14 protein-coding genes, 1 tRNA gene and 1 pseudogene are annotated in these 21,087 nt (G+C 68.0%); 8 read left to right on the top strand and 8 right to left on the bottom strand.

The window, feature by feature from the left end:
• The first annotated feature begins 95 nt into the window (after positions 1-95).
• Positions 96-1,619, top strand: coding sequence for a S53 family peptidase (locus B9P64_RS15330; protein ID WP_085316957.1), 1,524 nt, complete (start codon positions 96-98; stop codon positions 1,617-1,619).
• Between the two features lie 55 nt (positions 1,620-1,674).
• Positions 1,675-2,070 carry a bacteriohemerythrin gene (locus tag B9P64_RS15325; RefSeq protein WP_085316956.1) on the top strand — a complete coding sequence of 132 codons (396 nt, stop codon included), beginning with the start codon at positions 1,675-1,677 and terminating at the stop codon, positions 2,068-2,070.
• Here the strand turns inward: B9P64_RS15325 and B9P64_RS15320 are convergent, their stop codons facing one another.
• The gene (locus B9P64_RS15320; protein WP_217808697.1) at positions 2,071-2,733 is read right to left on the bottom strand and encodes a TetR/AcrR family transcriptional regulator; all 663 of its coding nucleotides are present in this window, start codon (positions 2,731-2,733) and stop codon (positions 2,071-2,073) included.
• 163 nt (positions 2,734-2,896) lie between these two features.
• Between B9P64_RS15320 and B9P64_RS15315 the strand changes: the two genes are divergently transcribed.
• Genes B9P64_RS15315 through B9P64_RS15305 form a run of 3 tightly spaced genes read left to right on the top strand, consistent with a single transcriptional unit; the run spans position 2,897 to position 8,911 of the window.
• On the top strand, positions 2,897-4,168 hold the full coding sequence (locus tag B9P64_RS15315) for an efflux RND transporter periplasmic adaptor subunit (protein WP_085316954.1): 1,272 nt from the start codon (positions 2,897-2,899) through the stop codon (positions 4,166-4,168).
• Between the two features lie 14 nt (positions 4,169-4,182).
• Entirely contained in the window at positions 4,183-7,371 is a 3,189-nt protein-coding gene (locus tag B9P64_RS15310; RefSeq protein WP_085316953.1) for an efflux RND transporter permease subunit, read from the top strand.
• A gap of 7 nt (positions 7,372-7,378) precedes the next feature.
• Positions 7,379-8,911 carry an efflux transporter outer membrane subunit gene (locus tag B9P64_RS15305; RefSeq protein ID WP_085316992.1) on the top strand — a complete coding sequence of 511 codons (1,533 nt, stop codon included), beginning with the start codon at positions 7,379-7,381 and terminating at the stop codon, positions 8,909-8,911.
• A gap of 83 nt (positions 8,912-8,994) precedes the next feature.
• Here B9P64_RS15305 and B9P64_RS15300 read toward each other — a convergent pair whose 3' ends face one another.
• The 5 genes and pseudogenes from B9P64_RS15300 to queA form a co-directional block, all read right to left on the bottom strand.
• Positions 8,995-9,363, bottom strand: a complete 369-nt coding sequence (locus B9P64_RS15300; protein WP_085316952.1) for a hypothetical protein — start codon at positions 9,361-9,363, stop codon at positions 8,995-8,997.
• A 213-nt stretch (positions 9,364-9,576) separates the two neighbouring features.
• Positions 9,577-10,722, bottom strand: a complete 1,146-nt coding sequence (locus B9P64_RS15295) for a trypsin-like serine peptidase (RefSeq protein WP_085316951.1) — start codon at positions 10,720-10,722, stop codon at positions 9,577-9,579.
• 125 nt (positions 10,723-10,847) lie between these two features.
• Positions 10,848-12,005, bottom strand: a complete 1,158-nt coding sequence (locus B9P64_RS15290) for a trypsin-like serine peptidase (RefSeq protein WP_139826329.1) — start codon at positions 12,003-12,005, stop codon at positions 10,848-10,850.
• A 74-nt stretch (positions 12,006-12,079) separates the two neighbouring features.
• A pseudogene (gene tgt / locus B9P64_RS15280) lies at positions 12,080-13,219 on the bottom strand (tRNA guanosine(34) transglycosylase Tgt); the annotation flags it as partial.
• On the bottom strand, positions 13,216-14,328 hold the full coding sequence (gene queA, locus B9P64_RS15275) for a tRNA preQ1(34) S-adenosylmethionine ribosyltransferase-isomerase QueA (protein ID WP_085316947.1): 1,113 nt from the start codon (positions 14,326-14,328) through the stop codon (positions 13,216-13,218). The gene queA and the pseudogene tgt, both read right to left, overlap by 4 nt.
• A 110-nt stretch (positions 14,329-14,438) precedes the next feature.
• Between queA and B9P64_RS15270 the strand changes: the two genes are divergently transcribed.
• Both B9P64_RS15270 and B9P64_RS15265 read left to right on the top strand, forming a co-directional pair.
• Positions 14,439-14,523: transfer RNA gene (locus tag B9P64_RS15270), tRNA-Leu, on the top strand.
• 132 nt (positions 14,524-14,655) lie between these two features.
• On the top strand, positions 14,656-16,725 hold the full coding sequence (locus tag B9P64_RS15265; protein WP_235840017.1) for a M13 family metallopeptidase: 2,070 nt from the start codon (positions 14,656-14,658) through the stop codon (positions 16,723-16,725).
• 29 nt (positions 16,726-16,754) lie between these two features.
• Here B9P64_RS15265 and B9P64_RS15260 read toward each other — a convergent pair whose 3' ends face one another.
• Positions 16,755-17,657: a polysaccharide biosynthesis tyrosine autokinase gene (locus tag B9P64_RS15260; protein WP_176256847.1), complete on the bottom strand. Its 903-nt coding sequence runs from the start codon at positions 17,655-17,657 to the stop codon at positions 16,755-16,757.
• A gap of 38 nt (positions 17,658-17,695) precedes the next feature.
• Positions 17,696-19,138, bottom strand: a complete 1,443-nt coding sequence (gene epsF, locus B9P64_RS15255) for a chain length determinant protein EpsF (protein WP_085316944.1) — start codon at positions 19,136-19,138, stop codon at positions 17,696-17,698.
• A gap of 952 nt (positions 19,139-20,090) precedes the next feature.
• Here epsF and xrt point away from each other — a divergent pair.
• Positions 20,091-21,053: an exosortase gene (gene xrt / locus B9P64_RS15250; RefSeq protein WP_085316943.1), complete on the top strand. Its 963-nt coding sequence runs from the start codon at positions 20,091-20,093 to the stop codon at positions 21,051-21,053.
• The last annotated feature ends 34 nt before the right edge of the window (positions 21,054-21,087 follow it).

The raw sequence follows: 21,087 nt of genomic DNA, 5'->3' as shown, positions 1-21,087 counted from the left end.
GCCCGGCGTGCCGTAGTTCCTCCGATCCGCGCCAGCGCAACAAGGCGTCAAGACGGCCTCGCCAGAGTCCGGCGCGAACAGCCAGGAGAGCACTCATGCAAAGCCGCAAGCAATCCGGCGCCGCCGCGCGCCGCGCGCTGGTCGCCGGTGTCGCAACGCTCGCGCTCGGCGCCTGCGGCGGCGGATCGCAGGCGCCGGAATCGAGCGCGACCGCCGCCAGCGCCGCCGCCGTCGAGCCGGTCGCCACGCCGGTGTTCGCCATGCTGCCGGTCACGGTCGAGCCGCCCGAGTCCGATGCCGACGGCTCGGGCGCTTCGGCCGCCGGCGCCGGCACGCCGGTCACGCTGCCGGCCGGCGCCGGCGCCATCGAGACGCGCGGGCTCACGCTCGAGTCGGCGCGCGCCCAGGTCGCGGCGCTGCCGCCGCGCGCCAGCGCCGCCGCCAGCAGCACCGGCGCCGTCACCTACACGCCGGCGCAGATCCGTGCCGCCTACCGGCTGCCCGTCGTGCCGGCGGCGGCCCAGATCGCCAAGCTGGCGGCGGCCGACCGCGCCGCGCTCGGCGCCGGCCAGACCATCTACGTGATCGGCGCCTACCGCGCACCCAAGCTCGAAGCCGATCTCGCCGCCTTCAACGCGCGCTTCGGCCTGCCCGCCTGCCCGACCACGGCGCTTGCCGCCGGCTTCAAGCCGCCGCTGCTTGCCGCCAGCGCTGCCGCTGGATGCAGCTTCGTGCGCCTGACCGCCACCGCCGCCGGCGGCGTGAACCCGGCCGTGCCCGGCTACAGCGCCGGCTGGGCCCAGGAAGCCGCGCTCGACGTGCAATGGGCGCATGCGCTGGCGCCACTCGCGCGCATCGTGCTGATCGAGGCGGTCAGCGCCAGCACCGTCGAGCTGGCCGGCGCCATCAGGCTCGCCAATGCGCTCGGCCGCGGCGTGGTCAGCATGAGTTTTGGCGCCGGCGAGGGCGGCTGGATGAGCGGCTACGACGGCGCGCTGTTCTCGACCGCCGGCATGACCTATGTCGCCTCGACCGGCGACAGCGGCACGCAGGCCAACTGGCCGGCGATCTCGGCCTCGGTACTGGCGGTCGGCGGCACCACGCTCGGCTGGACCGGCAGCGGCACGCGCACTGAAAAGGCCTGGGCGTCAGCCGGCGGCGCCGCCTCGACCGTGGTGGCGCGGCCGGCCTATCAAGGCCTCGCCGGCCTGCCGTCGATGCCCACCGGCAACCGCCGCGTCGATGCCGATGTGGCCTTCAACGCCGATCCGTACAGCGGCGTGTTCACCGCCTTCACCGCCAGCGGCGCCAGCGCGGCGAGCTGGCTGTCGATGGGCGGCACCAGCGCCGGCGCGCCGGCCGTGGCCGGCCATTTCGCGGCCGCCAATGCGCTGCGCCAACTGGCCGGCAAGGCCACGCTCGGCAAGCCGCACGCCACGCTCTACGGCGCGGTCGCCGCCGTGGCCGGCAACTACGCGAGCGTGTTCGCGGACGTGAAGACCGGCGCCAACGGCACATGCAGCACCGGCTGCATCGCCCGCGCCGGCTACGACTTTCCGACCGGGCTCGGCTCGCTCAATTTCGACGCGCTCATGCCCTGGCTGGTGGCGGCCAACTGAGCGCCGGGCGGCGCGCCTCTATCCTTTGCGCCGCCCTTTCCCTCACGAGACCGCCATGACCACGCCCATCACCTGGCAGGACAGCCACGCCCTCGGCCAAGCCGAAATGGATTCGATTCACCACGGATTCGTCGAATTGCTGGCGCGCGCCCAATCGGCCGCCGATGCCGAACTCGGCGCAGCGATGGAAGCGCTTTATGCGCATACGCAGGCGCATTTCGCGCGCGAAACCGAATTGATGACCGAAACCAGTCTGTCGTCGCGCAAGGAGCACGAAGGCGATCACGCCCGCGTGCTCGGCGAAATGGATCAGATGCGCGCCCGCGCCGTCAAAGGCCGAACCGCATTCGTGCGCGGCTATGTGGATGAGGTATTGCCGGCCTGGCTGCACACCCATCTGATGACGATGGATGCCGAATTGGCCAATGCCTGCAAGCGCCGCGCGGCCTAATCAGCCGGTGCAATCGCGGCCAGCGCAATGCTGGTCCATCAGCGCGCGCGCTGCATGGCCCGCATGTCGGATCGGGCCGCTGTCGCCGAAGGCCAGCCGCGACAGATAGCTGCCGTCCATCAGCAGAAACAGGCTGTCGGCCAATACCTCGGGATCGCGCGCGCGCAATTCGCGCGTCCATTGCACGAAGCGGGCGCGGATTCGCGCCTTGAATTCCACCGTGACAATGCGGCCCGGATGATCGACATCCGGAATTTCGACGATCGCATTTGCCAGCGCACAACCACGCGTGCGGTCTTCGTCATTGCAGACTTTCGTGACGAAGGCGTCGAACAGGGTTTCGATCTGCTTTCTCGGCTGGCCCTCGAACGGGCCGGTCAATTCATCCCACCATTGCCAGAATTCGCGCTCCGATTCGCGCAGGCATTCGGCGACCAATTCGTCCTTGGACGCGAAGTTTCTGTAGAAACTCATCTTGTTGGTGCCGGCGTCGCAGGCGATTGCATCGACGCCGACGCCGCGCAAGCCGTGGCGCGAAAACAGTTCGCGCGCACTCGAAAAGATGCGGTCGCGCACCCGCGTGGGCTTGCATTTGTTCGGCTCGGCGCTGTCCGGCGTGCTGCTGCACTGCGACTCGACTGCACCGACGGGCTTGCTGCTCACGGCCCATTCTCCTGTTGACATGTGACTGACCGGTAACTAACGTTCGGTCAGGACGTTACCGATCGGTAACGTCATTGAAGCCAGCATCCGCCAACTTCCGAAACCGCGTCAAGCGGACAAGTCGGCCTGCATCAGCTGCTCAGGGATTTCCAGGAAAACTCACATGGCCATCAAGAAGCTCACTGTCCGCGCGCTGCTGTCGTCCGCGCTCACGCTTGGCGCCGCCGGCGCCGTCACCCTGCTGCCGGGCTGCGGTTCGAGTCAGGCCGAGGCGCCGCCGGCGCTGCCGCAGGCCATGCCGGTCACGGTGGCCGAGGTGGCGCACAAGTCGCTCAACGACTGGGATGAATTCACCGGCCGGCTCGATGCCGTGAGCACGGTCGACATCCATCCGCGCGTCGGCGGTTTCATCGACCGCGTGGCGTTTGCCGACGGCGCGCGCGTGAAGAAGGGCCAGTTGCTCTACGCCATCGATGCGCGGCCGTTTCGCGCCGAGGTGGCGCGCCTGAGCGCCGAGCGCGACCGCGCCGCCGCCCAACTGGCGCTCGCCACCAGCAACCATGAGCGCGCCGAGCGCCTGCTGGCGCAGAACGCCATCGCCAAGGAAGAAGCCGACCGGCTTGCCACCGACCGCGCGACCGCCGCCAGCGCCGTCGCCGCCGCGACCGCTGCGCTCGACGCCGCGAAGCTCAACCTCGAATTCAGCGAAGTGCGCTCGCCCATCGACGGCCGCATCTCGCGCGCCGCGATCACCGCCGGCAACCTGGTCACGCCCGACAGCCTGCTCACCACCGTGGTGGCCGACGACCGCGTCTACGCCTATTTCGATGCCGACGAGCACACCTATCTGCGCTACGCCGGCCTCGCCAAGCACGGCGAATTCCGCGTGCAGATGGGGCTGGTCAGCGAAGACGGCTATCCGCACGAAGGCAAGATCGACTTCATCGACAACCGGGTCGATCCGCGCACCGGCACCATCCGCGGCCGCGCGGTGTTCGACAACGCTGGCGGCGCCTTCACGCCCGGGCTGTTCGCGCGCATCCGGCTGGTCGGCAACGAGTCGCGCGACACCGTGCTGATCGAAGACCGCGCGGTCGGCACCGACCTCGGCCGCAAGTTCGTCTTCGTGCTCAAGGACGGCGACACGGTCGACTACCGCGCCGTCACCCTCGGCGCGGCGGTCGACGGCCTGCGCGTGGTCAAGAGCGGCCTCGCGCCCGGCGAAACCATCGTCGTCAACGGCCTGCAACGCGTGCGGCCCGGCGCCAAGGTGGTGCCGACCAAGGTCGCGATGAAGACCGACGGCCGCAGCGTGGCGCAGGTGACCGGCACGCCGGTCGATGGCCTGAAGGCGGCGGCCGAAGCCAGCCGCGACGCCGGCCCGAGCGCAAGCAAGGGCGGCGACAGCGTTCGCCTTGCCGCGCGCGCCAACTGAGCGGGAACCCAGCCATGAAACTTTCCCAGTTCTTCATCTCGCGGCCGATCTTTGCCGCCGTGCTGTCGGCGCTGATCCTGATCGCCGGCCTGATCTCGCTGCCGCTGCTGCCGGTCAGCGAATATCCCGACGTGGTGCCGCCGACGGTGGTGGTGCGCGCCCAGTACCCGGGCGCCAATCCGCAGACCATCGGCGAGACCGTCGCCAGCCCGCTGGAGCAGCAGATCAACGGCGTGGAAGGGATGCTCTACCAGTCGTCCCAGGCCACGACCGACGGCACGATGACGCTGACCATCACCTTCGCGCTCGGCACCGACATCGACAAGGCGCAGGTGCTGGTGCAGAACCGCGTGAGTCAGGCGCTGCCCAAGCTGCCGCAGGAAGTGCAGCGGCTCGGTGTCACGACCAACAAGTCGTCGCCCGACCTGACGATGGTGGTTCACCTGCTGTCGCCCGACAACCGCTACGACATGCTCTACCTGAGCAACTACGGCGTGCTGCGGGTCAAGGACGAACTCGCGCGGCTTGAAGGTGTCGGCGATGTGCAGCTTTTCGGCGCCGGCAACTATTCGATGCGCGTCTGGCTCGATCCGAACAAGGTCGCGAGCCGCGACATGACCGCCAGCGACGTGGTGCGCGCGATCCGCGAGCAGAACGTGCAGGTGGTGGCCGGTAGCCTCGGCGCGCCGCCCGCGCCCGGCACCGCCGACTTCCAGCTCGCGGTCAACGCCAAGGGCCGCCTCACGACGGAAGAAGAGTTCGGCAACATCATCCTCAAGACCGGCGAGGCCGGGCAGATCACGCGGCTGCGCGATGTGGCCCGCGTGGAGCTGGGCGCCGACAGCTATGCGCTGCGCTCGCTGCTCGACAACAAGCCGGCGGTGGCGATCCCGATCTTCCAGCGCCCGGGCAGCAATGCCATCGACATCTCGACCCGCGTGCGCGCCAAGATGGAAGAGCTGAAGAAGGACTTCCCCGAGGGCGTGGACTATTCCATCGTCTACGACCCGACGGTGTTCGTGCGCGGCTCGATCGAGGCGGTGATCCACACGCTGCTCGAAGCCATCGTGCTGGTGGTCATCGTGGTGATCGTGTTCCTGCAAACCTGGCGCGCGTCGGTGATTCCGCTGATCGCGGTGCCGGTGTCGCTGGTCGGCACCTTCGCGGTCATGCACATGTTCGGCTTCTCGCTCAATGCGCTGAGCCTGTTTGGCCTGGTGCTGGCCATCGGCATCGTGGTGGATGACGCCATCGTGGTGGTCGAGAACGTCGAGCGGAACATCGAGGCCGGCCTGAGCCCCATGGACGCGACTCGGCAGGCGATGAAGGAAGTGACCGGGCCCATCGTCGCGACGGCGCTGGTGCTGTGCGCGGTGTTCATCCCGACCGCCTTCATCAGCGGCCTGACCGGGCAGTTCTATCGCCAGTTCGCGCTGACGATTGCGATCAGCACGGTGATCTCGGCCTTCAACTCGCTCACGCTGTCGCCGGCGCTGTCGGCGCTGCTGCTGCCCGCGCATGGCGCCGCGCCGGATCGGCTCACGCGGCTGATGAACGCCGGGCTCGGCTGGTTCTTCCGGCCGTTCAACCGCTTCTTCCTCAAGTCGGCCAACGGCTATGTGGGCGGCGTGGGCCGGCTGATGCGCATGAGCGCGGTGGTGATGCTGGTCTACGGCGGCCTCGTCGCGCTCACGTTCTTCGGCTTTGCGCGCACGCCGACCGGCTTCGTGCCGGGCCAGGACAAGCAGTACCTCGTGGCCTTTGCGCAGCTGCCCGACGCCGCCACCATCGACCGCACCGAGGACGTGATCCGGCGCATGAGCGACATCGCGCTCAAGCAGCCGGGCGTGGCCAGCGCGGTCGCCTTCCCGGGGTTGTCGATCAACGGCTTCACCAACAGCCCCAACTCCGGGATCGTGTTCGTCACGCTCGATGCCTTCGAGGAGCGCACCACGCCCGAGCTGTCGGCAGGCGCCATCGCCGGCGCGCTCAACCAGCAGTTCGGCTCGATCCAGGACGCCTTCATGGCGATCTTCCCGCCGCCGCCGGTGATGGGGCTGGGCACGATCGGCGGCTTCCGCATCCAGATCGAGGACCGCTCGAATCTCGGCTTCGAGGAGCTGTTCAAGCAGACGCAGAACCTCGTGATGAAGGGCATGCAGACGCCCGGACTCGGCCCGATGCTGTCGAGCTTTCAGGTCAGCGTGCCGCAGCTCTATGCCGACATCGACCGCGACAAGGCCAAGACCTCGGGCGTGGCGCTGGGCGACGTGTTCGACACGCTCCAGATCTATCTGGGCTCGCTCTACGTGAACGACTTCAACCGTTTCGGCCGCACCTATCAGGTCAATGCGCAGGCGGAGCAAGGCTTCCGGCTGGAGCCCGAGGACATCCTCAAGCTCAAGACCCGCAACGACCGTGGCGAGATGATTCCGCTCGCCGCCTTCGTGCAGATGCAGCCCACCTCCGGCCCCGACCGCGTGATGCACTACAACGGCTATGCCACCGCCGAGATCAACGGCGGCCCGGCGCCGGGCTTCAGCAGCGGTCAGGCCGAGGCGGCGATGGAAGCCCTGGCCAAGCGCGAGCTGCCGAACGGCATGAGCTTTGAATGGACCGAGCTGACCTATCAGCAGATCCTGGCCGGCGACACCAGCCTGTACGTGTTCCCGCTGGTGGTGCTGCTGGTGTTCCTGGTGCTCGCTGCCCAGTACGAAAGCCTGTCGCTGCCGGTGGTGGTGATCCTGATCGTGCCGATGTGCCTGCTGTCGGCGATTGCCGGCGTCAACATCGCGCACGGCGACAACAACATCTTCACGCAGATCGGGCTGATCGTTCTGGTGGGCTTGGCGTGCAAGAACGCGATCCTGATCGTCGAGTTCGCGCGCGACCGCGAGGCCCAGGGCGAGTCGCTCAAGCAGGCAATCCTCGACGCCTGCCGGCTGCGGCTGCGCCCGATCCTGATGACCTCGTTCGCTTTCATCATGGGCGTGGTGCCGCTGGTCACGAGCACCGGCGCGGGCGCGGAAATGCGCCATGCGATGGGCGTGGCGGTGTTCTCCGGGATGCTTGGCGTGACCTTCTTCGGGCTGCTGCTCACGCCCGTGTTCTATCTGGTGGTGCGCAAGCTGACCTCGCGTCGCGCGCGCACCGATGCGCCGGCCGGCCTGCCGCCGGTGGCCACCGATGCCGGGAGCCATTGAGATGAAGATGAACCTCGAATACGGGTTTGAAGCGACGCGGCCCGCCGGTCGCCGGCGGGTGAACGGGCTGCTGCTGGTCGCCATGTCGGCGGCGCTCGCCGCCTGCGCGGTCGGGCCCGACTACAAGACGCCGGCCACGCCGGTCGCCACGCTGGTCAATGCGACCGGCACCGAGGCTTCGCCGCTGACGGCGGCGGCCAATGCGCCGGCGACGGCGACGACCGATCCGCTCTACCTCAGCGCCGAGCCCGAGTCGGCCTGGTGGCGCCAGTTCGACGATCCGGTGCTGGGCCGGCTGGTCGACCGGGCGCTCGGCGCCAATCTCGATCTGCGCATCGCCGTGGATCGGGTGCAGCAGGCGCGCGCCGCCTTCACCGAGGCCGAGCTGGACAAGCTGCCGCATGTGCCGCTGACCACCAACTACCGCCACACGCGCGAGCAGTTCCCGGGCTTTGGCACGCGCCGGGTCGACATCGAGAGCTACAAGGTCGGCTTCGATGCGAGCTGGGAAATCGACCTGTTCGGCCGCGTGCAGCGCGCCGCCGAAGCCGCCGGCGCCGAGGTGGAAGTGGCCCAGGCCACGCTGCGCGACGCCCAGGTGAGCGTGGCCGCCGAAGTGGCGCGCAACTACTTCGAGCTGCGCGGCGCCCAGGCGCGGCTGGACGTGGCGCGGCGCAATCTGGCCAATCAGGCCGAGGTGCTGCGGCTGACCGAGGTGCGGCGCGAACTCGGCCGTGGCGGCGAACTCGACGCCCAGCAGGCGCGCGCCCGCTACAAGGAGACCGAAGCCACGCTGCCGCAGCTCGACAGTGCGACGCGGCGCGCGGCCTATCGCATCGCCGTGCTGCTCGGTGAACGGCCGGGCGCGCTCGATGCCGAACTGGCGCCGGTCGCCACGCCGGCCTATGCGCGCGCCCTGCCCATCGGCGATGCGGCCGAGCTGCTGCGCCGGCGCCCCGACGTGCGCGCGGCCGAACGCCGGCTCGCCGCCGCGACCGCCCGCGTGGGCGTCGCCACGGCCGACCTGTTTCCGCGTCTGAGCTTCAGCGGCTTCGTCGGCTTTCTGTCGGGCGATCTGGGCTCGCTGTTCCGCAGCGGCGGCGGCCGCGATGCGCGCGCCTGGGAAATCGGGCCGAGCCTGAGCTGGTCGGCGCTCGATCTGGGCACGACGCGGGCGCGGCTGCGCGCGAGCAAGTCCAACGCCGACGTGGCGCTGGCCGAGTACGAACGCAGCGTGCTGCTGGCGCTGGAAGACACCGAGAACGCGCTGGCCGGTTACGCCCGCCAGCAGCAGGCGCTGCGCACCGTCGGCGAGCAGGTGGCGGCGGCGCGGCGCGCGGCCGAGCTGGCCCAGGTCCGCTACAAGGAAGGCGGCACCGACTTCCTCACGCTGCTGGAGGCGCAACGCGGCCAGCTCGCGGCCGAGGACGCGCTGGCGCGCGGCGAGGCCGAGGTGAATACCGGCGTGGTGGCGATCTACAAGGCGCTCGGCGGCGTGGGCGTGCCGGTGCTGCCGGTGGTGGCGAGCGCGGCGCAGTAGCGCGGAGCGGCAGGGCGCGCCGGGACGGGCGCCTTGCGCTGCGCGGGCGGCCGGGCGTGGTGCCGGCCGCCCGCGCGCGGCGTTCAGTCTTCGCGCAGGCCCACGTCGTAGGCGAAGCGCGCGCCCATCACGCGCAGCAGCTGGCGCCGCACGGTGCTGTGCTGGCGTTCCTCGATGAAGCGGAACAGGCGGCGCGCGAGCTTGCAGGCGAGGGTGTACTGGCCCAGCGCGGTGCCGCGCAGGATGCTGTCTTCCTGGTTGGCGACCAGCGCGCGGGCATCGCGCAGCAGATGGCTTTCGGCGATGTCGCTGAGCGCGAGACGCACGACTTCGGGCGCCATCTGGAAGGACGAGAACTGTTCGAGGACGGCCTGACGGGCCAGTTGGACGAGCTCAAGCGGCTCGGCGGTCTGAGCGCTGGGGCTCAGAACATCCAGGGAAATGGTGTTCATGGTTTTCGCAATCCGGCGAAAGGCAAGGTCGCAACTTGCGGGATTGGATCGGCCCGAACGCAATTGAAGTTGAACTTCGGCGATCGGATCGACCCGGCGACTGAGGACGCAAGTTACGGATCTTTAGGCTGGGCCAAAGCCCGAATAAGCGGGCTTATCGGCCGCAGACCGGTGTTTTTGTGCAGTGCGACAGGGCTGCTTGTTACTTGCGGTTCAGCAGTTTCTGGCCTTGTGCTTGCAGGCGGTGTTGAGCAGCGCGGTGAAGCTCGAATCGAGGATGGAGGCGCCGTTGATGCGCCGGGCGCCGTCGACCGACTTGTAGGACGTGATGCCCACCAGCTGATTGGCGCCGCCCGCCAGCGCGCCGCCCTCGGCCGGCGTGGTGACCGCGAAGTTCTCGATCCACGGCCCGCCGCTGGCGCCGCCGCCCAGGTCGCCGCCGTATTCGGCGTTGTTGGGGAAGGCGGCGTTGTGCCAGCCGCTGGCCGACTCGATCATCTTTTCGCCGCCGGCGAAGTTGGACGGATAGCCGAGCTTGGTGGTGTGGTTGTTGGTCAGCCCGAGCGTGCGGTAGCCGAGCCAGCCGGTCACGTCGCCGATGCGCTGGGCGCTGCCGAACGGCGACAGGGCGCGATCCTGCAATTCGATCACGCCGAGGTCGGCCTTGTTGGGCACGCCGCCACCGCCGTTGAACCAGGCGGGCGAGACCCAGAACAGGGCCGCGCTCCAGCGGCCCCAGGGCGCGGTGACGAAGCTGTTCGAGCCGTCATAGGCGGGCACGAACACCACGTTGCTGTGCCAGCCGCCCTGGCTGCCGTCGCCCTCGTGCAGGCAATGGCCGGCGGTGACGACGATGCGCGGCTTGATGACGGCGGCCGAGCAGATCCAGTTCTGACCGCCGTGGCTGTAGTAGAGCTTGCCGACCGTGCTCCACGGGTAGTACTGCTCGATGTCGCCGGCGCCGCTGCTGTCGGCGGTGCGGGTGCTGTACGGCGCCTTGGCCGAGCCCACGTCCTGCGGGCTGGGCGTGACCGGCTCGGTCTCGGCGGCCGGGCGCAGCGCCGGCGTCCTGGCGTCGAACAGCGGTTCGTGGATGGGCTTGAGGCCGGGCGCGGGCGCATGGCCGGCCGCCGCCTGCGACAGGCCGCCCGAGGCGGCGGTCGCGCTGGCGTCGCCGGTGACGACATTGGCGCGCAGCGGTTGCGGCATCGGGCGCGGCCTGGCGGCCTTGAAGCGCTCGGGCGTCCAGTAGGCCAGCGCCGCATCGGGTGAGCCGGCCTGCGCGGGCAGATCGGCGGCGCGTGCAATAGGCGCAAACAGGACGGACAGCGCGGCGAGCGCAAGGGCGGGGCGATGCATGGGACGACTCCGGAAACGGACGGGAAACATCCGATTCCATCGATCCGCCGGCGGCTTTTACAGACTGGCGCGAACTGTCCGTCGCTGCGGCGGGAGGCCGGCCCGCCGCGTGACGCCATCCCTTGCTATTTGCAATTGCCGGTCTGGTGCGCGCAGATGCTGTTGAACATCGCGGTGAAGTTGCTGTCGAGGATCGACGCGCCCTGCACCCGCAGCGTGCCGCCGTCATAGCCGTAGGAGGTCACGCCGACCACCCGGTTGCTGCCGCCTTTCAGCCCGCTGCCGTCGGTGTCCGACACCGCCACCGCGAAGTTCTGCACCCAGGGGCCGCCGCTGGAGCCGTGGCTCAGGTCGGAGCCGTATTCGACATTGTTGGGATAGACGCGCTGGTAGTTGGCGCTGGTCGATTCGATGAGCTTGAGGCCGCTGGCGAAGTTGCTCGGATAGCCGAGCTTGGTCGTGTGGTTGAGCCCGAGGCTGAGCGTCTGGGTGGCGAGCCAGCCGGTCAGCTCGCCAAGGCGGCGCAGCGGACCGCCGCTGGCGACGGCGCGGTCGGCGATCTCGATCACGGCGTAGTCGCCGGCATTGGGCACCTCGCCGCCGCCGTTGAGCCAGGCGGCGGTGGTGATGGCATGGCCGCCGGTCCAGCGGCCCCAGGGCGCGATGGCGCTTTCGGCATCGTTGGCGCCGTCGAAGCCGGGCACGAACACGAAGTTGTCGTGCCAGCCGGCGCTGCCGCCCGAGCCTTCATGCACGCAATGGCCGGCGGTGAGGATGATCCGGCGCTGGATGACGGCGGCCGAGCATTCGTAGTCGATGCCGGCGTAGCTGAAGTAGAGCTTGCCGACGGTGCGCCACGGATAGACGCGCTCGATGCGCGCAAAGCCGATGTCGGCGCGCCGGGTGCTGAACGGCGCCTTGACCGTGCCCCAGTCCTGGGCGGTGGCGCCGCTGCTGGCGGCGGCCTGCGGGCGCCGGGCCTGGGTGGCGGCGTCGAACAGGCGTTCATTGACCGGCGGCTCGGCGGCCAGCGGCGTGTGGCCGGCGGTGGTCTGCGGCAGGCCGGCGCTGGCGGCGGTGGTGGTGGCGTCGCCGGTCACCAGCTTGGCGCGCGGTGCCTGACGCGGCGAATAGGGTCGGGCCGCCTTCATGCGCGCGGCGGTCCAGTAGGCGGCGATGGCGGCCTCGCCAGTGGCGGCGTCGTGGGCGGCGATGTCGGCGGCCGGCGCCGGCGCGGCCAGGCCGAGCGCGAGTGCCGCGAGCAGGAGCGCGCGCGGCTTCATGCGGCGCTCGCCGGCGCGGCGGTCGGCGCGGACGGGTCGGGCGCGTCTGGCGTCGCGGGCGCCTCGGGCGCGGCATCGACGCCGATCGCCCGATCAGCCGCGAAGCGCGCGCGGAAGCCCTCGAAATCGTCCGCATCGATGGCGTCGCGCATGTCCTGCATCAGCTGAAGGTAGTAGTGCAGGTTGTGGATGCTGTTGAGCCGGCTGCCGAGGATTTCGGTCGTCTTGTCCAGGTGATGCAGATAGGCGCGCGTGAAGTTGCGGCAGGCGTAGCAGGAGCAGCTCGGGTCGATGGGGCGCAGGTCGTTCTTGTTGCGCGCGTTGCGCAGCCGCAGGTCGCCGTAGCGCGTGAACAGATGGCCGTTGCGCGCATTCCGCGTGGGCATCACGCAGTCGAACATGTCGATGCCGCGCGCGACGCCGTCGACCAGATCCTCGGGCGTGCCGACGCCCATCAGGTAGCGCGGCTTGTCGGCCGGCAGCAGCGGCGCGGTGTGGTCGAGGATGCGCAGCATGTCTTCCTTCGGCTCGCCGACGCTCAGGCCACCGATGGCATAGCCGTGGAAGCCGATGCGCTTGAGCCCTTCGGCCGACTCGGTGCGCAAGTGCTCGAACATGCCGCCCTGCACGATGCCGAACAGCGCATTCGGGTTCTCCAGCCGGTCGAACTCGTCGCGCGAACGCTGCGCCCAGCGCAGGCTCAGCCGCATCGAGTCGGCGGCGAGCTTTTCGCTCGCGGGCTGGCCGTCCACCAGATAGGGCGTGCACTCGTCGAAGATCATCACCACGTCGCTGTTGAGCACGCGCTGGATCTGCATCGACTCTTCCGGGCCCATGAACAGCTTGTCGCCATTGACCGGCGAGGCGAACTTGACGCCTTCCTCGCTGATCTTGCGTAAAGCGCCCAGGCTCCAGACCTGAAAGCCGCCGCTGTCGGTGAGGATCGGCCGGTTCCAGCCCATGAAGCGGTGCAGCCCGCCATGCGCCTTGATGACATCCAGCCCCGGCCGCAGCCACAGGTGGAAGGTGTTGCCGAGGACGATCCTTGCCTGGATGTCGTTTTCCAGCTCGTCGGGGCCGACGGCCTTGACGCTGCCGTAGGTGCCCACCGGCATGAAGATCGGCGTCTCGATCGTGCCGTGGTTGAGCTTGAGCGTGCCGCGACGCGGGCCGGCGGCGCCGCCCTTGTGCAGGGTGAATTCGAGGGCGCTCATGCGGCGGCTCCGTGGGGGTTGCGTTCGATGAACATCGCGTCGCCGTAGCTGAAGAAGCGGTAGCGCTCGGCCACCGCATGCGCATAGGCGGCGCGCACCCGCTCGATGCCGGCGAAGGCCGACACCAGCATCAGCAGCGTCGAGCGCGGCAGGTGGAAGTTGGTGATGAGCGCATCGACCGTGCGAAAGCGGTAGCCCGGCGTGATGAAGATGTCGGTCTCGCCACGGCCGGCCGCGACCGGGCCGTGCTGCGATGCCGCTTCGAGCGCGCGCAGCGAGGTGGTGCCGACCGCGATCACGCGCCGGCCCTCGGCGCGCGCGGCGGCGATCTCGGCAGCGGTGTCGGCGCCGATGGAATAGACCTCGCTGTGCATGCGGTGGTCGGCGATGCGGTCGACCTGTACCGGCAGAAAGGTGCCGGCGCCGACATGCAGCGTCACGAAGGCGAGGCGCACGCCGTCGGCGCGCAGCGCGGCCAGCATGGCGTCGTCGAAATGCAGGCCGGCGGTCGGCGCGGCCACGGCGCCGGGGTTGGCGGCGTACACGGTCTGGTAGCGCTCGTCGTCGGCCTGTTCGGCGGCGTGCTCGATGTAGGGCGGCAGCGGCAGGCTGCCGAGCCGGTCGAGCAGCGCCCATACGTCGCTGTCGAATTCGAGCAGGTAGAAGCGGCCGTCGCGATCGAGCACCTGGGCGCTGGCTTCATCGGCGCCGTCGCCGAAATGCAGCTTGCTGCCCGGCGCCGGCGCATGACTGGCGCGCACCTGGGCCAGCGCGCAATTGCCGTCGAGCACGCGCTCGACCAGCAGCTCGATGCGCCCGCCGGTGGGCTTGCGGCCGAACAGCCGCGCCTTGATGACGCGCGTGTCGTTGAACACCAGCAGATCGCCCGGACGCAGCAGGCCGCGCAGCTCGGGGAAATGCAGATCGCGCAGGGCAGGGGACGGGTCGTTGTCCGACGCGGGCGCCGGCAGATGCAGCAGCCGGCTGGCGCTGCGCTCGGCCGCCGGATGCTGGGCGATCAGCTCGGGCGGCAGGGCAAATTCAAAGTCGGACGGCGTGAGGCCGGCGCTGGATGAAGCGGGGAGATTGGGGGAAGTTTCTGCGGTCATGCGGTCGTGGCCAGGCTGACAACCCGGCGCGTTTGGCGAAATCGGCTTCGGTTGCGATAATCCGCGCCTTCCTTTCACGGGGCGGCCAGTCTAGCTCAGCCCCGCATCCTGCCCGGATGGCGAAATCGGTAGACGCAGGGGATTCAAAATCCCCCGCCGCAAGGTGTGCCGGTTCGAGTCCGGCTCCGGGCACCAGCTGTTTCCTCCCCTGTTTTTCAAGCCCGCGTCGGCGCCCGGTTACGCCGTCTGAATGGCGCTCCCCGCCCGCCTTTGGCACAGTCCCTTGCAACCCGGTCGCCGACCGGCGTCCTGCCAAGGAGCCCGCGCTTGAGACTCGCCGCCTGCTGCATCACCGTGACCGCCTGCATGACGGCCGGCTGTTCCCATCTGCCCGCCTATGACGGCGCCGGCAGCGCTGCCCTGGCCCAGCCGCCGGCCAGCCTGGCGCCAGTGGCCAGCGGCATCGATCTGGCCTTTGTCGATCCGGCGGTGCGCCCGGCCGACGACCTGTTCCGCCACATCAACGGCAAATGGCTCGCCAGCGTGCCGATCCCGGCCGACAAGTCGGCCTGGGGCAGCTTCTACGAGCTGAACGAGCGCAGCCTCGGCCAGCTCCACACCATCCTCGATTCCATCGACCGCAGCCGCGCCGATGCCGACACCCGCCGCGTCGCCGACCTCTACGCCAGCTACATGGACGAGCCGCTCGCCGAGCGCCTGGGTGCCGCGCCGCTCGCGCCGCTGCTGGCGCGCATCGATGCGCTGCGCGACGCCGGCGAGCTGCCCGCGCTGTTCGGCGAGCTGGGCCTGATCGGCATCAACGGCCCCTACACCATCAGCATCGAGCAGGACGCGCGCGACTCCTCGCGCTACCTGCTTGAGCTGCAACAGTCCGGCCTCGGCCTGCCCGACCGCGACTACTACCTGGCCGATGCGCCGGCGCTGGTCGCCGCGCGCAACGCCTACCGGCAGCACATCGCGGCGATGTTCGCGCTGGCCGGCCGCAGCGACGGCGCCGACGCGGCCGACCGCATCCTCGCGCTCGAAACCGCGCTCGCGCGCGCCCAGTGGAGCCGGGTCGAGCGGCGCGATCCGGTCAAGGGCTACAACAAGCTGAGCCGGGCCCAGTTCGCCGCCGCCGCGCCCGGCCACGACTGGGCGGCGTTTCTCGCCGCCTCGGGCGTGCCGGCCAGCGTCGCCGAGGTCAACGCCGGCCAGCCGAGCTATCTCACGGCGGTCGCCGCCAGCTTTGCCAGCGTGCCGCTCGCCGACTGGCGCGACTATCTGCGCTGGAAGGCCATCGCCGCCTATGCGCCCTATCTGTCGCGGCCCTTCGTCGATGCCAGCTTCGACTTCAACGGCCGCCAGCTCAGCGGCACGCCCGAGAACCGCCCGCGCTGGCAGCGCGGCGTGGGCCTGGTCGACGAAAGCCTCGGCGAAGCGCTCGGCAAGGTCTATGTCGAGCGCTACTTCCCGCCCGAGAACAAGCGCCACATGGAGGCGCTGGTCGCCAACCTGCTCGCCGCCTATGCCGACAGCATCGACAGCCTCGACTGGATGGGGCCCGAGACCCGCGCCGCCGCACGCCGCAAGCTCGCCACCTTCAAGCCCAAGATCGGCTATCCGGTGCGCTGGCGCAGCTTCGATGGCCTGGACATAAGGCGCGACGATCTGGTCGGCAATGTGCAGCGCGCCAACCGCTTCCTGGCCGCGCGCGAGATCGCCAAGCTCGGCCAGCCGGTCGACCGCGACGAGTGGTTCATGAATCCGCAGAAGGTCAACGCCTACTACAACCCGCGGCTCAACGAGATCGTCTTCCCGGCCGCGATCCTGCAACCGCCGTTCTTCGACGCTGCCGCCGACGACGCGGCCAACTACGGCGGCATCGGCGCGGTCATCGGCCATGAAATCAGCCACGGCTTCGACGACCAGGGCAGCCAGTACGACGAGCGCGGCAATCTGCGTGTGTGGTGGACCGCCGACGACCGCGCTCGCTTCGAGCAGCGCACCGCGCGCCTCGTGGAGCAGTACTCGGCCTATGAGCCGGTGCCCGGCTTCCATCTCGACGGCCGGCTCACGCTCGGCGAGAACATCGCCGACAACTCCGGCCTGGCCATCGCCTACAAGGCCTACCGGCGCTCGCTCGGCAACCGGCCCGCGCCGGTGATCGACGGCATGACCGGCGAGCAGCGCTTTTATGCCGGCTGGGCCCAGGTCTGGCGCGGCAAGCTGCGCGAGGCCGAGGCGCTGCGCCGCATCAAGATCGATCCGCATTCGCCGCCCGAGGTGCGCGCCAATGCCACGCTGGCCAATCAGCCGGGCTTCTATTCGGCCTTCGATGTGCAGCCGGGCGACCGGCTCTATCTCGCGCCCGAGCGTCGGGTCACCATCTGGTGAAGTTGCGGGCGGCGCAATTCAATCCGGACTCAATTCGAATTCAATATCGCCGCCAGCGACGCCGGCCCGTCGCGCTTGAGATCGTTGAGAAAATTCTTGAGCGCGCCGGCCCGGGTCACGCCCTTGCGCGTCATCACCAGGCAATTGCTGCATTCCACCGTGATGACGCGCGCATCGGCGCCCAGGCTGGCCGCCGGCGTATCGATGATGACGTGATCGAAACGCTCCTGCGCCACATCGATCAGCCGCGCCAATTCGGGCCGTTGCAGCAATTCGAGCGGATTGGGCGGAATGCTGCCGGCCGGCAATACAAACAGATTGGGCAGATAGGGCAGGCCGACGATATCGTCGGTATGCAGCCGGCCCTTGAGCAGCGCCGCGCTCAAGCCCGAATCGGTCTCGCAGCCAAACAGCGAATGCAGCCGGGGCGCGCGCATGTTGGCGTCGATCAGCAGGGTGCGTGCGCCCAATTGGCTGAAACTCGTCGCCAGATTGGCCGCGAAATAAGTCTTGCCGTCGCCAGAATCGAGACTGGCAACCGAAATGACCGGCCGCTTGCTGGTGGCGGTGGCACCCAGCATCAATTGCGTGCGAAAGGCGCGGAATTTCTCGGCCTCGTCCGAGAACGGCGCGGTCGCCACGATCAATTCGGCATGAATCGACGGTGTGGACTTGGCCGGCGTGTAGTGATACTGGAATTGCTGCGCCACCGCCCACAGCACATCCTCGCTGCGCGCGTAATTGAGCGCGATGGCCGCTTCGCCAAACCGGATGCCCTGCTCGGCCTGATGGCGCGAAATCTCCGCCAGCTGCTCGTCGCTCAGCCCGAGCAATTCCTTCAGGATGCGGCCGAGCGGCTTTTCGGTGCTGAAGGCATTGACCGGCCGGGTCGCGCCGCGCGGCTGATCCAGGAATATCGTCTGTTCATTCATTGTGCAATCGCTTCCTCGGCCGATTTGGCGCGGCTCATTCATTCGGCGCGCGCCAGCGCGGCATTGGCCCGGCTGCTGCCACTGCCAGAATCGAGCATGGCCACCATGCGCGGTTGAAGGTTGAGCTTGGCCTTTTTCTGCCCGGTCAGAATGCCCAGCACCGGAATGTCGGCGAGTTCCTCGATATCCACTTCGCAGCGGATGCGGCGATCGCTCAATTCGCGTCCGATCGCCACGCCAATCCCCAGCAGCAGTCCCAGCACAAAGCCCAGAATGATATTGAGCGCCACCTTGGGCGACGACGGTGAAACCGGCGGCGTGGCATTCTGCAGTACCGAGACATTCGGCTGATTGTTCTGGCTTTCCATCGTGCTTTGCGTGCCCTTGTTGAGCAGCGCGTCATAGGCTCGGCGGGCGTTTTCCACATCGCGTTTCAGCACCGCCGCTTCATCGCGCATGCTGGTCATTCGCAATACCCGCGCCTGCTGCTGTTCGAGCGCCGCCTTGACGGCCGCCACCCGACCGGCATTGACGGCGGTATTGGCGCCCAGACTGTTGGTCGCCTTTTTCGCTTCCTCGTCGATGCGCGATTGCAGTTTCTCGACCACGGCTTTCTGTTCGAGGACCGCCGGATGATTGCCGCCATAACGCGCGAGAGTTTCTTCCAGCTTGGCCTGCTGGCGCGCCAATTCGGACGACAGCGCAATGATGACCGGGCTGTTGAGCACTTCCTGCACATTGCCCGCATTGCTGCCGGCTTGTTTCTGCCGATTCTCGCTATCGGCCAGGGTGGCCTGCAAGCCCACCAATTGGCTCGACAATTCGCTGAGCCGCATGTTCTCGGTATCGAAACGGTCGTCCGGAATCACCACGCCGGCCTTGCGCTGGAAATCCGACAGCCGGTTCTGCGCCAATTCGAGCGCGTCGCGCATGTCGCGCGTGCGTTCGTCGAAGAATTCTGAATAGCGCTTGGCCTGCTCGACCCGCAGATCGGTGGTGGTGCTCACATAGGCATCGGTGATCGCATTGGCCATCAGGGCGGCAAATTCCGGGCTGGCATTGGTGAACAGCAGCGAAATCACCTTGGAATCGCGGGTCGGCCGCAGATCGAGATTGCGCCGCAGCGAATTGGCGACCCAGGTCTGGAAATCGCCCTTGCCTTCGGTTTCGCGCTGCCAGCGCGCATTCAGCACCGGATCGGCGTCGAGATTGGCATTGCGGATTGCGCGCCGCAACACCCGCTCGCTCTGAATGACATCGAGTTCGGTGGCAATCACGCTGGTCACGGTGCCGCCGGCAGCGGTCAATGCATTGCTCACCGGATCGCTGGTTTGCGGACTGATGAGCAAGGCGGTACTCGCGGTGTATTGCCGCGAAAGCAGCAGCGTGACGGCGGTAATGCCGGTGACTGCAATCAGGATCGTTGCGACCGCTGAAATCCAGCGCGCTCGCAGGATCAGGACAAGCTGAAATGGACTCATGTGAATTGATTTCGGCGGCTTGGAATTCGGGGTGGCGAATCCGCATCGACCCGCGCCGTTTCATCTGCGGGCGGTATTGCAATCCCATGCGGACCGGCATGCCGGGGAGGATCGCGAGCCGGCCGATCTGCCGACGGACTCAGCCGGACTAGCTTACGCGAGCCGGCCCGGCCATCCGGTGCGGCCCGCGAATCCCGGTTGAATTGTTGTGGCATTTCTCATTTGCCGGCCATGACTCAGCATGTGCAATAAGTGTCGCTGTCCGCTTATTGAAAGATGCTAGGCCGCGATTCCACTTGCCGGAAACCTCCGGATGTGGGTGCAAGCTTGTCGGCCATGCCGGCGCCCGGGCCTCGCATGCAGCCCAGGCGACTGTCGGCGGCGCAATCCCGGCAGTAATTCGATTGCATGCCATCTCGCGGAATCGGGTTTCTTGCCGACTTCATTCTGCGAAATATCGGAAATTCTCCGCGTTTCCTCACTCGGGCTCCGTTCGCGGCCGCTGCAGCCAATAACGGGCGCTTGTGTCAATTCCTTTTTGTTGGCGCCGTGGCATCGCCGGACCCGCAATCGCCGGCGATTGGCGATCGATGCCGACTGGAGTAGGTCATTTCGCCAGGCGATACCGCAGGCGGTCGCCCCGAGCGCCGCCGGGGTATTTGCGCCTGCCGCCAGCCTCGGCCAACGGCCGTCATCCGGGCGAAACGGCGTGATCGTCGAGTACTCGCTTCGAATGCCGTATCTTGATATGCGATGCAAAATACCTCGATCAATACGCAAATTTGCGCGCCGGGGTTTGTCGATGCGCGCCAAATGGCCCGACGCTATTGGCTGAAGCAACCACTGTCCTTTCTGGCTTGCAAGCAGCTATCGGCACCGGCAAGGACTTCGGAGATTGCAGCCAGCTCCGGCGACTTCTCCGATTGCCAGCTGACCGGGCCAGACCGCATCCATGAGCAATACCAATTCCAATCTGCCGAAACTCGGCGATGTCGCCCCGCTCGCAAAAGCGGGCGCATCGGCGCCATTCCGGCAATTCGCACACGGGCCACGTCGGATGGCGATTTGTGGCGCCGTTCTCGCTGCCTGCGCAATTGCGCTGTACCTGCCCACCTTCATCCTGCTGGCTGGCGGGATATGGCAGGAGGACATGGGCAGTTACGGTCCGATCGTTCTCATGCTTTCGGCCTATCTGCTGGTTTCCAAGGGCGCTTTCCGTCCGCCGCAATCGGCGCAAATCGGTATCGCGGCATTGCCGGTCGGCATCCTGCTGCTGCTGCTCGGGCTGGCGGCGGCGGCAATCGGGCATTCGCAGCAATTCGTCGCACTCGAAATGGCCGGACTGCCCTTCGTGGTTGCCGGCATGCAGGCCTGCATGACCGGGCTCGGCGGATTGCGCCGTGCCTGGTTCGGCTATGTACTCGCGCTATTCGCGATTCCCTGGCCCGGATCGGTCATCGATACCCTGACCCAGCCCATGAAGATTGCCGCGTCTTTCGGCGCGGCCCATGTCTTCGACTGGCTCGGTTATCCGGTGGCGCGCGCCGGGGTCATTCTCACGCTCGGGCCCTACAAGCTGCTGGTGGCCGATGCCTGTTCCGGATTGAGTTCGCTGTTCGCGCTCGAAGCGCTCGGGCTCACCTATATCAATGTGGTGCGGCATGAATCGCTGACACGCAATGCCCTGCTTGCAATGCTGATCGTGCCGATCAGCTATGTGGCCAATGTGACCCGGGTGGTTTTCATCGGGCTCATCAGTTTTCATTTCGGCGAGGCGGCCGGTCAGGGCTTTCTGCATGAATTCTCGGGCGTGGTGCTGTTTCTGACGGCCTTGCTGCTGATTACCTCGGTCGACAACATCTTTCGCGGTCTTCGGCGCCGCTGGCAGGCGCGTGCCGGGCAGGTGCAGCAATGAGTGCAATTCAGACCGATGGCGGCCGGATTCGGTC

The organism is Derxia lacustris, assembly GCF_002105195.1.
Classification (GTDB): Bacteria; Pseudomonadota; Gammaproteobacteria; order Burkholderiales; family Burkholderiaceae_E; genus Derxia; species Derxia lacustris.
The sequence above is the reverse complement of the archived record's forward strand: the minus strand, read 5'-3'. Positions and strand labels throughout refer to the sequence as shown.

What these genes read in the sequence shown, in the direction of transcription:
- B9P64_RS15330 (WP_085316957.1), top strand. Translation starts at nt 96, where the DNA reads ATGCAAAGCCGCAAGCAATCCGGCGCCGCCGCGCGCCGCGCGCTGGTC.
- B9P64_RS15325 (WP_085316956.1), top strand. Translation starts at nt 1,675, where the DNA reads ATGACCACGCCCATCACCTGGCAGGACAGCCACGCCCTCGGCCAAGCC.
- B9P64_RS15315 (WP_085316954.1), top strand. Translation starts at nt 2,897, where the DNA reads ATGGCCATCAAGAAGCTCACTGTCCGCGCGCTGCTGTCGTCCGCGCTC.
- B9P64_RS15310 (WP_085316953.1), top strand. Translation starts at nt 4,183, where the DNA reads ATGAAACTTTCCCAGTTCTTCATCTCGCGGCCGATCTTTGCCGCCGTG.
- B9P64_RS15305 (WP_085316992.1), top strand. Translation starts at nt 7,379, where the DNA reads ATGAACCTCGAATACGGGTTTGAAGCGACGCGGCCCGCCGGTCGCCGG.
- B9P64_RS15300 (WP_085316952.1), bottom strand. Translation starts at nt 9,363, where the DNA reads ATGAACACCATTTCCCTGGATGTTCTGAGCCCCAGCGCTCAGACCGCC.
- B9P64_RS15295 (WP_085316951.1), bottom strand. Translation starts at nt 10,722, where the DNA reads ATGCATCGCCCCGCCCTTGCGCTCGCCGCGCTGTCCGTCCTGTTTGCG.
- B9P64_RS15290 (WP_139826329.1), bottom strand. Translation starts at nt 12,005, where the DNA reads ATGAAGCCGCGCGCGCTCCTGCTCGCGGCACTCGCGCTCGGCCTGGCC.
- queA (WP_085316947.1), bottom strand. Translation starts at nt 14,328, where the DNA reads ATGACCGCAGAAACTTCCCCCAATCTCCCCGCTTCATCCAGCGCCGGC.
- B9P64_RS15260 (WP_176256847.1), bottom strand. Translation starts at nt 17,657, where the DNA reads ATGAATGAACAGACGATATTCCTGGATCAGCCGCGCGGCGCGACCCGG.
- epsF (WP_085316944.1), bottom strand. Translation starts at nt 19,138, where the DNA reads ATGAGTCCATTTCAGCTTGTCCTGATCCTGCGAGCGCGCTGGATTTCA.
- xrt (WP_085316943.1), top strand. Translation starts at nt 20,091, where the DNA reads ATGAGCAATACCAATTCCAATCTGCCGAAACTCGGCGATGTCGCCCCG.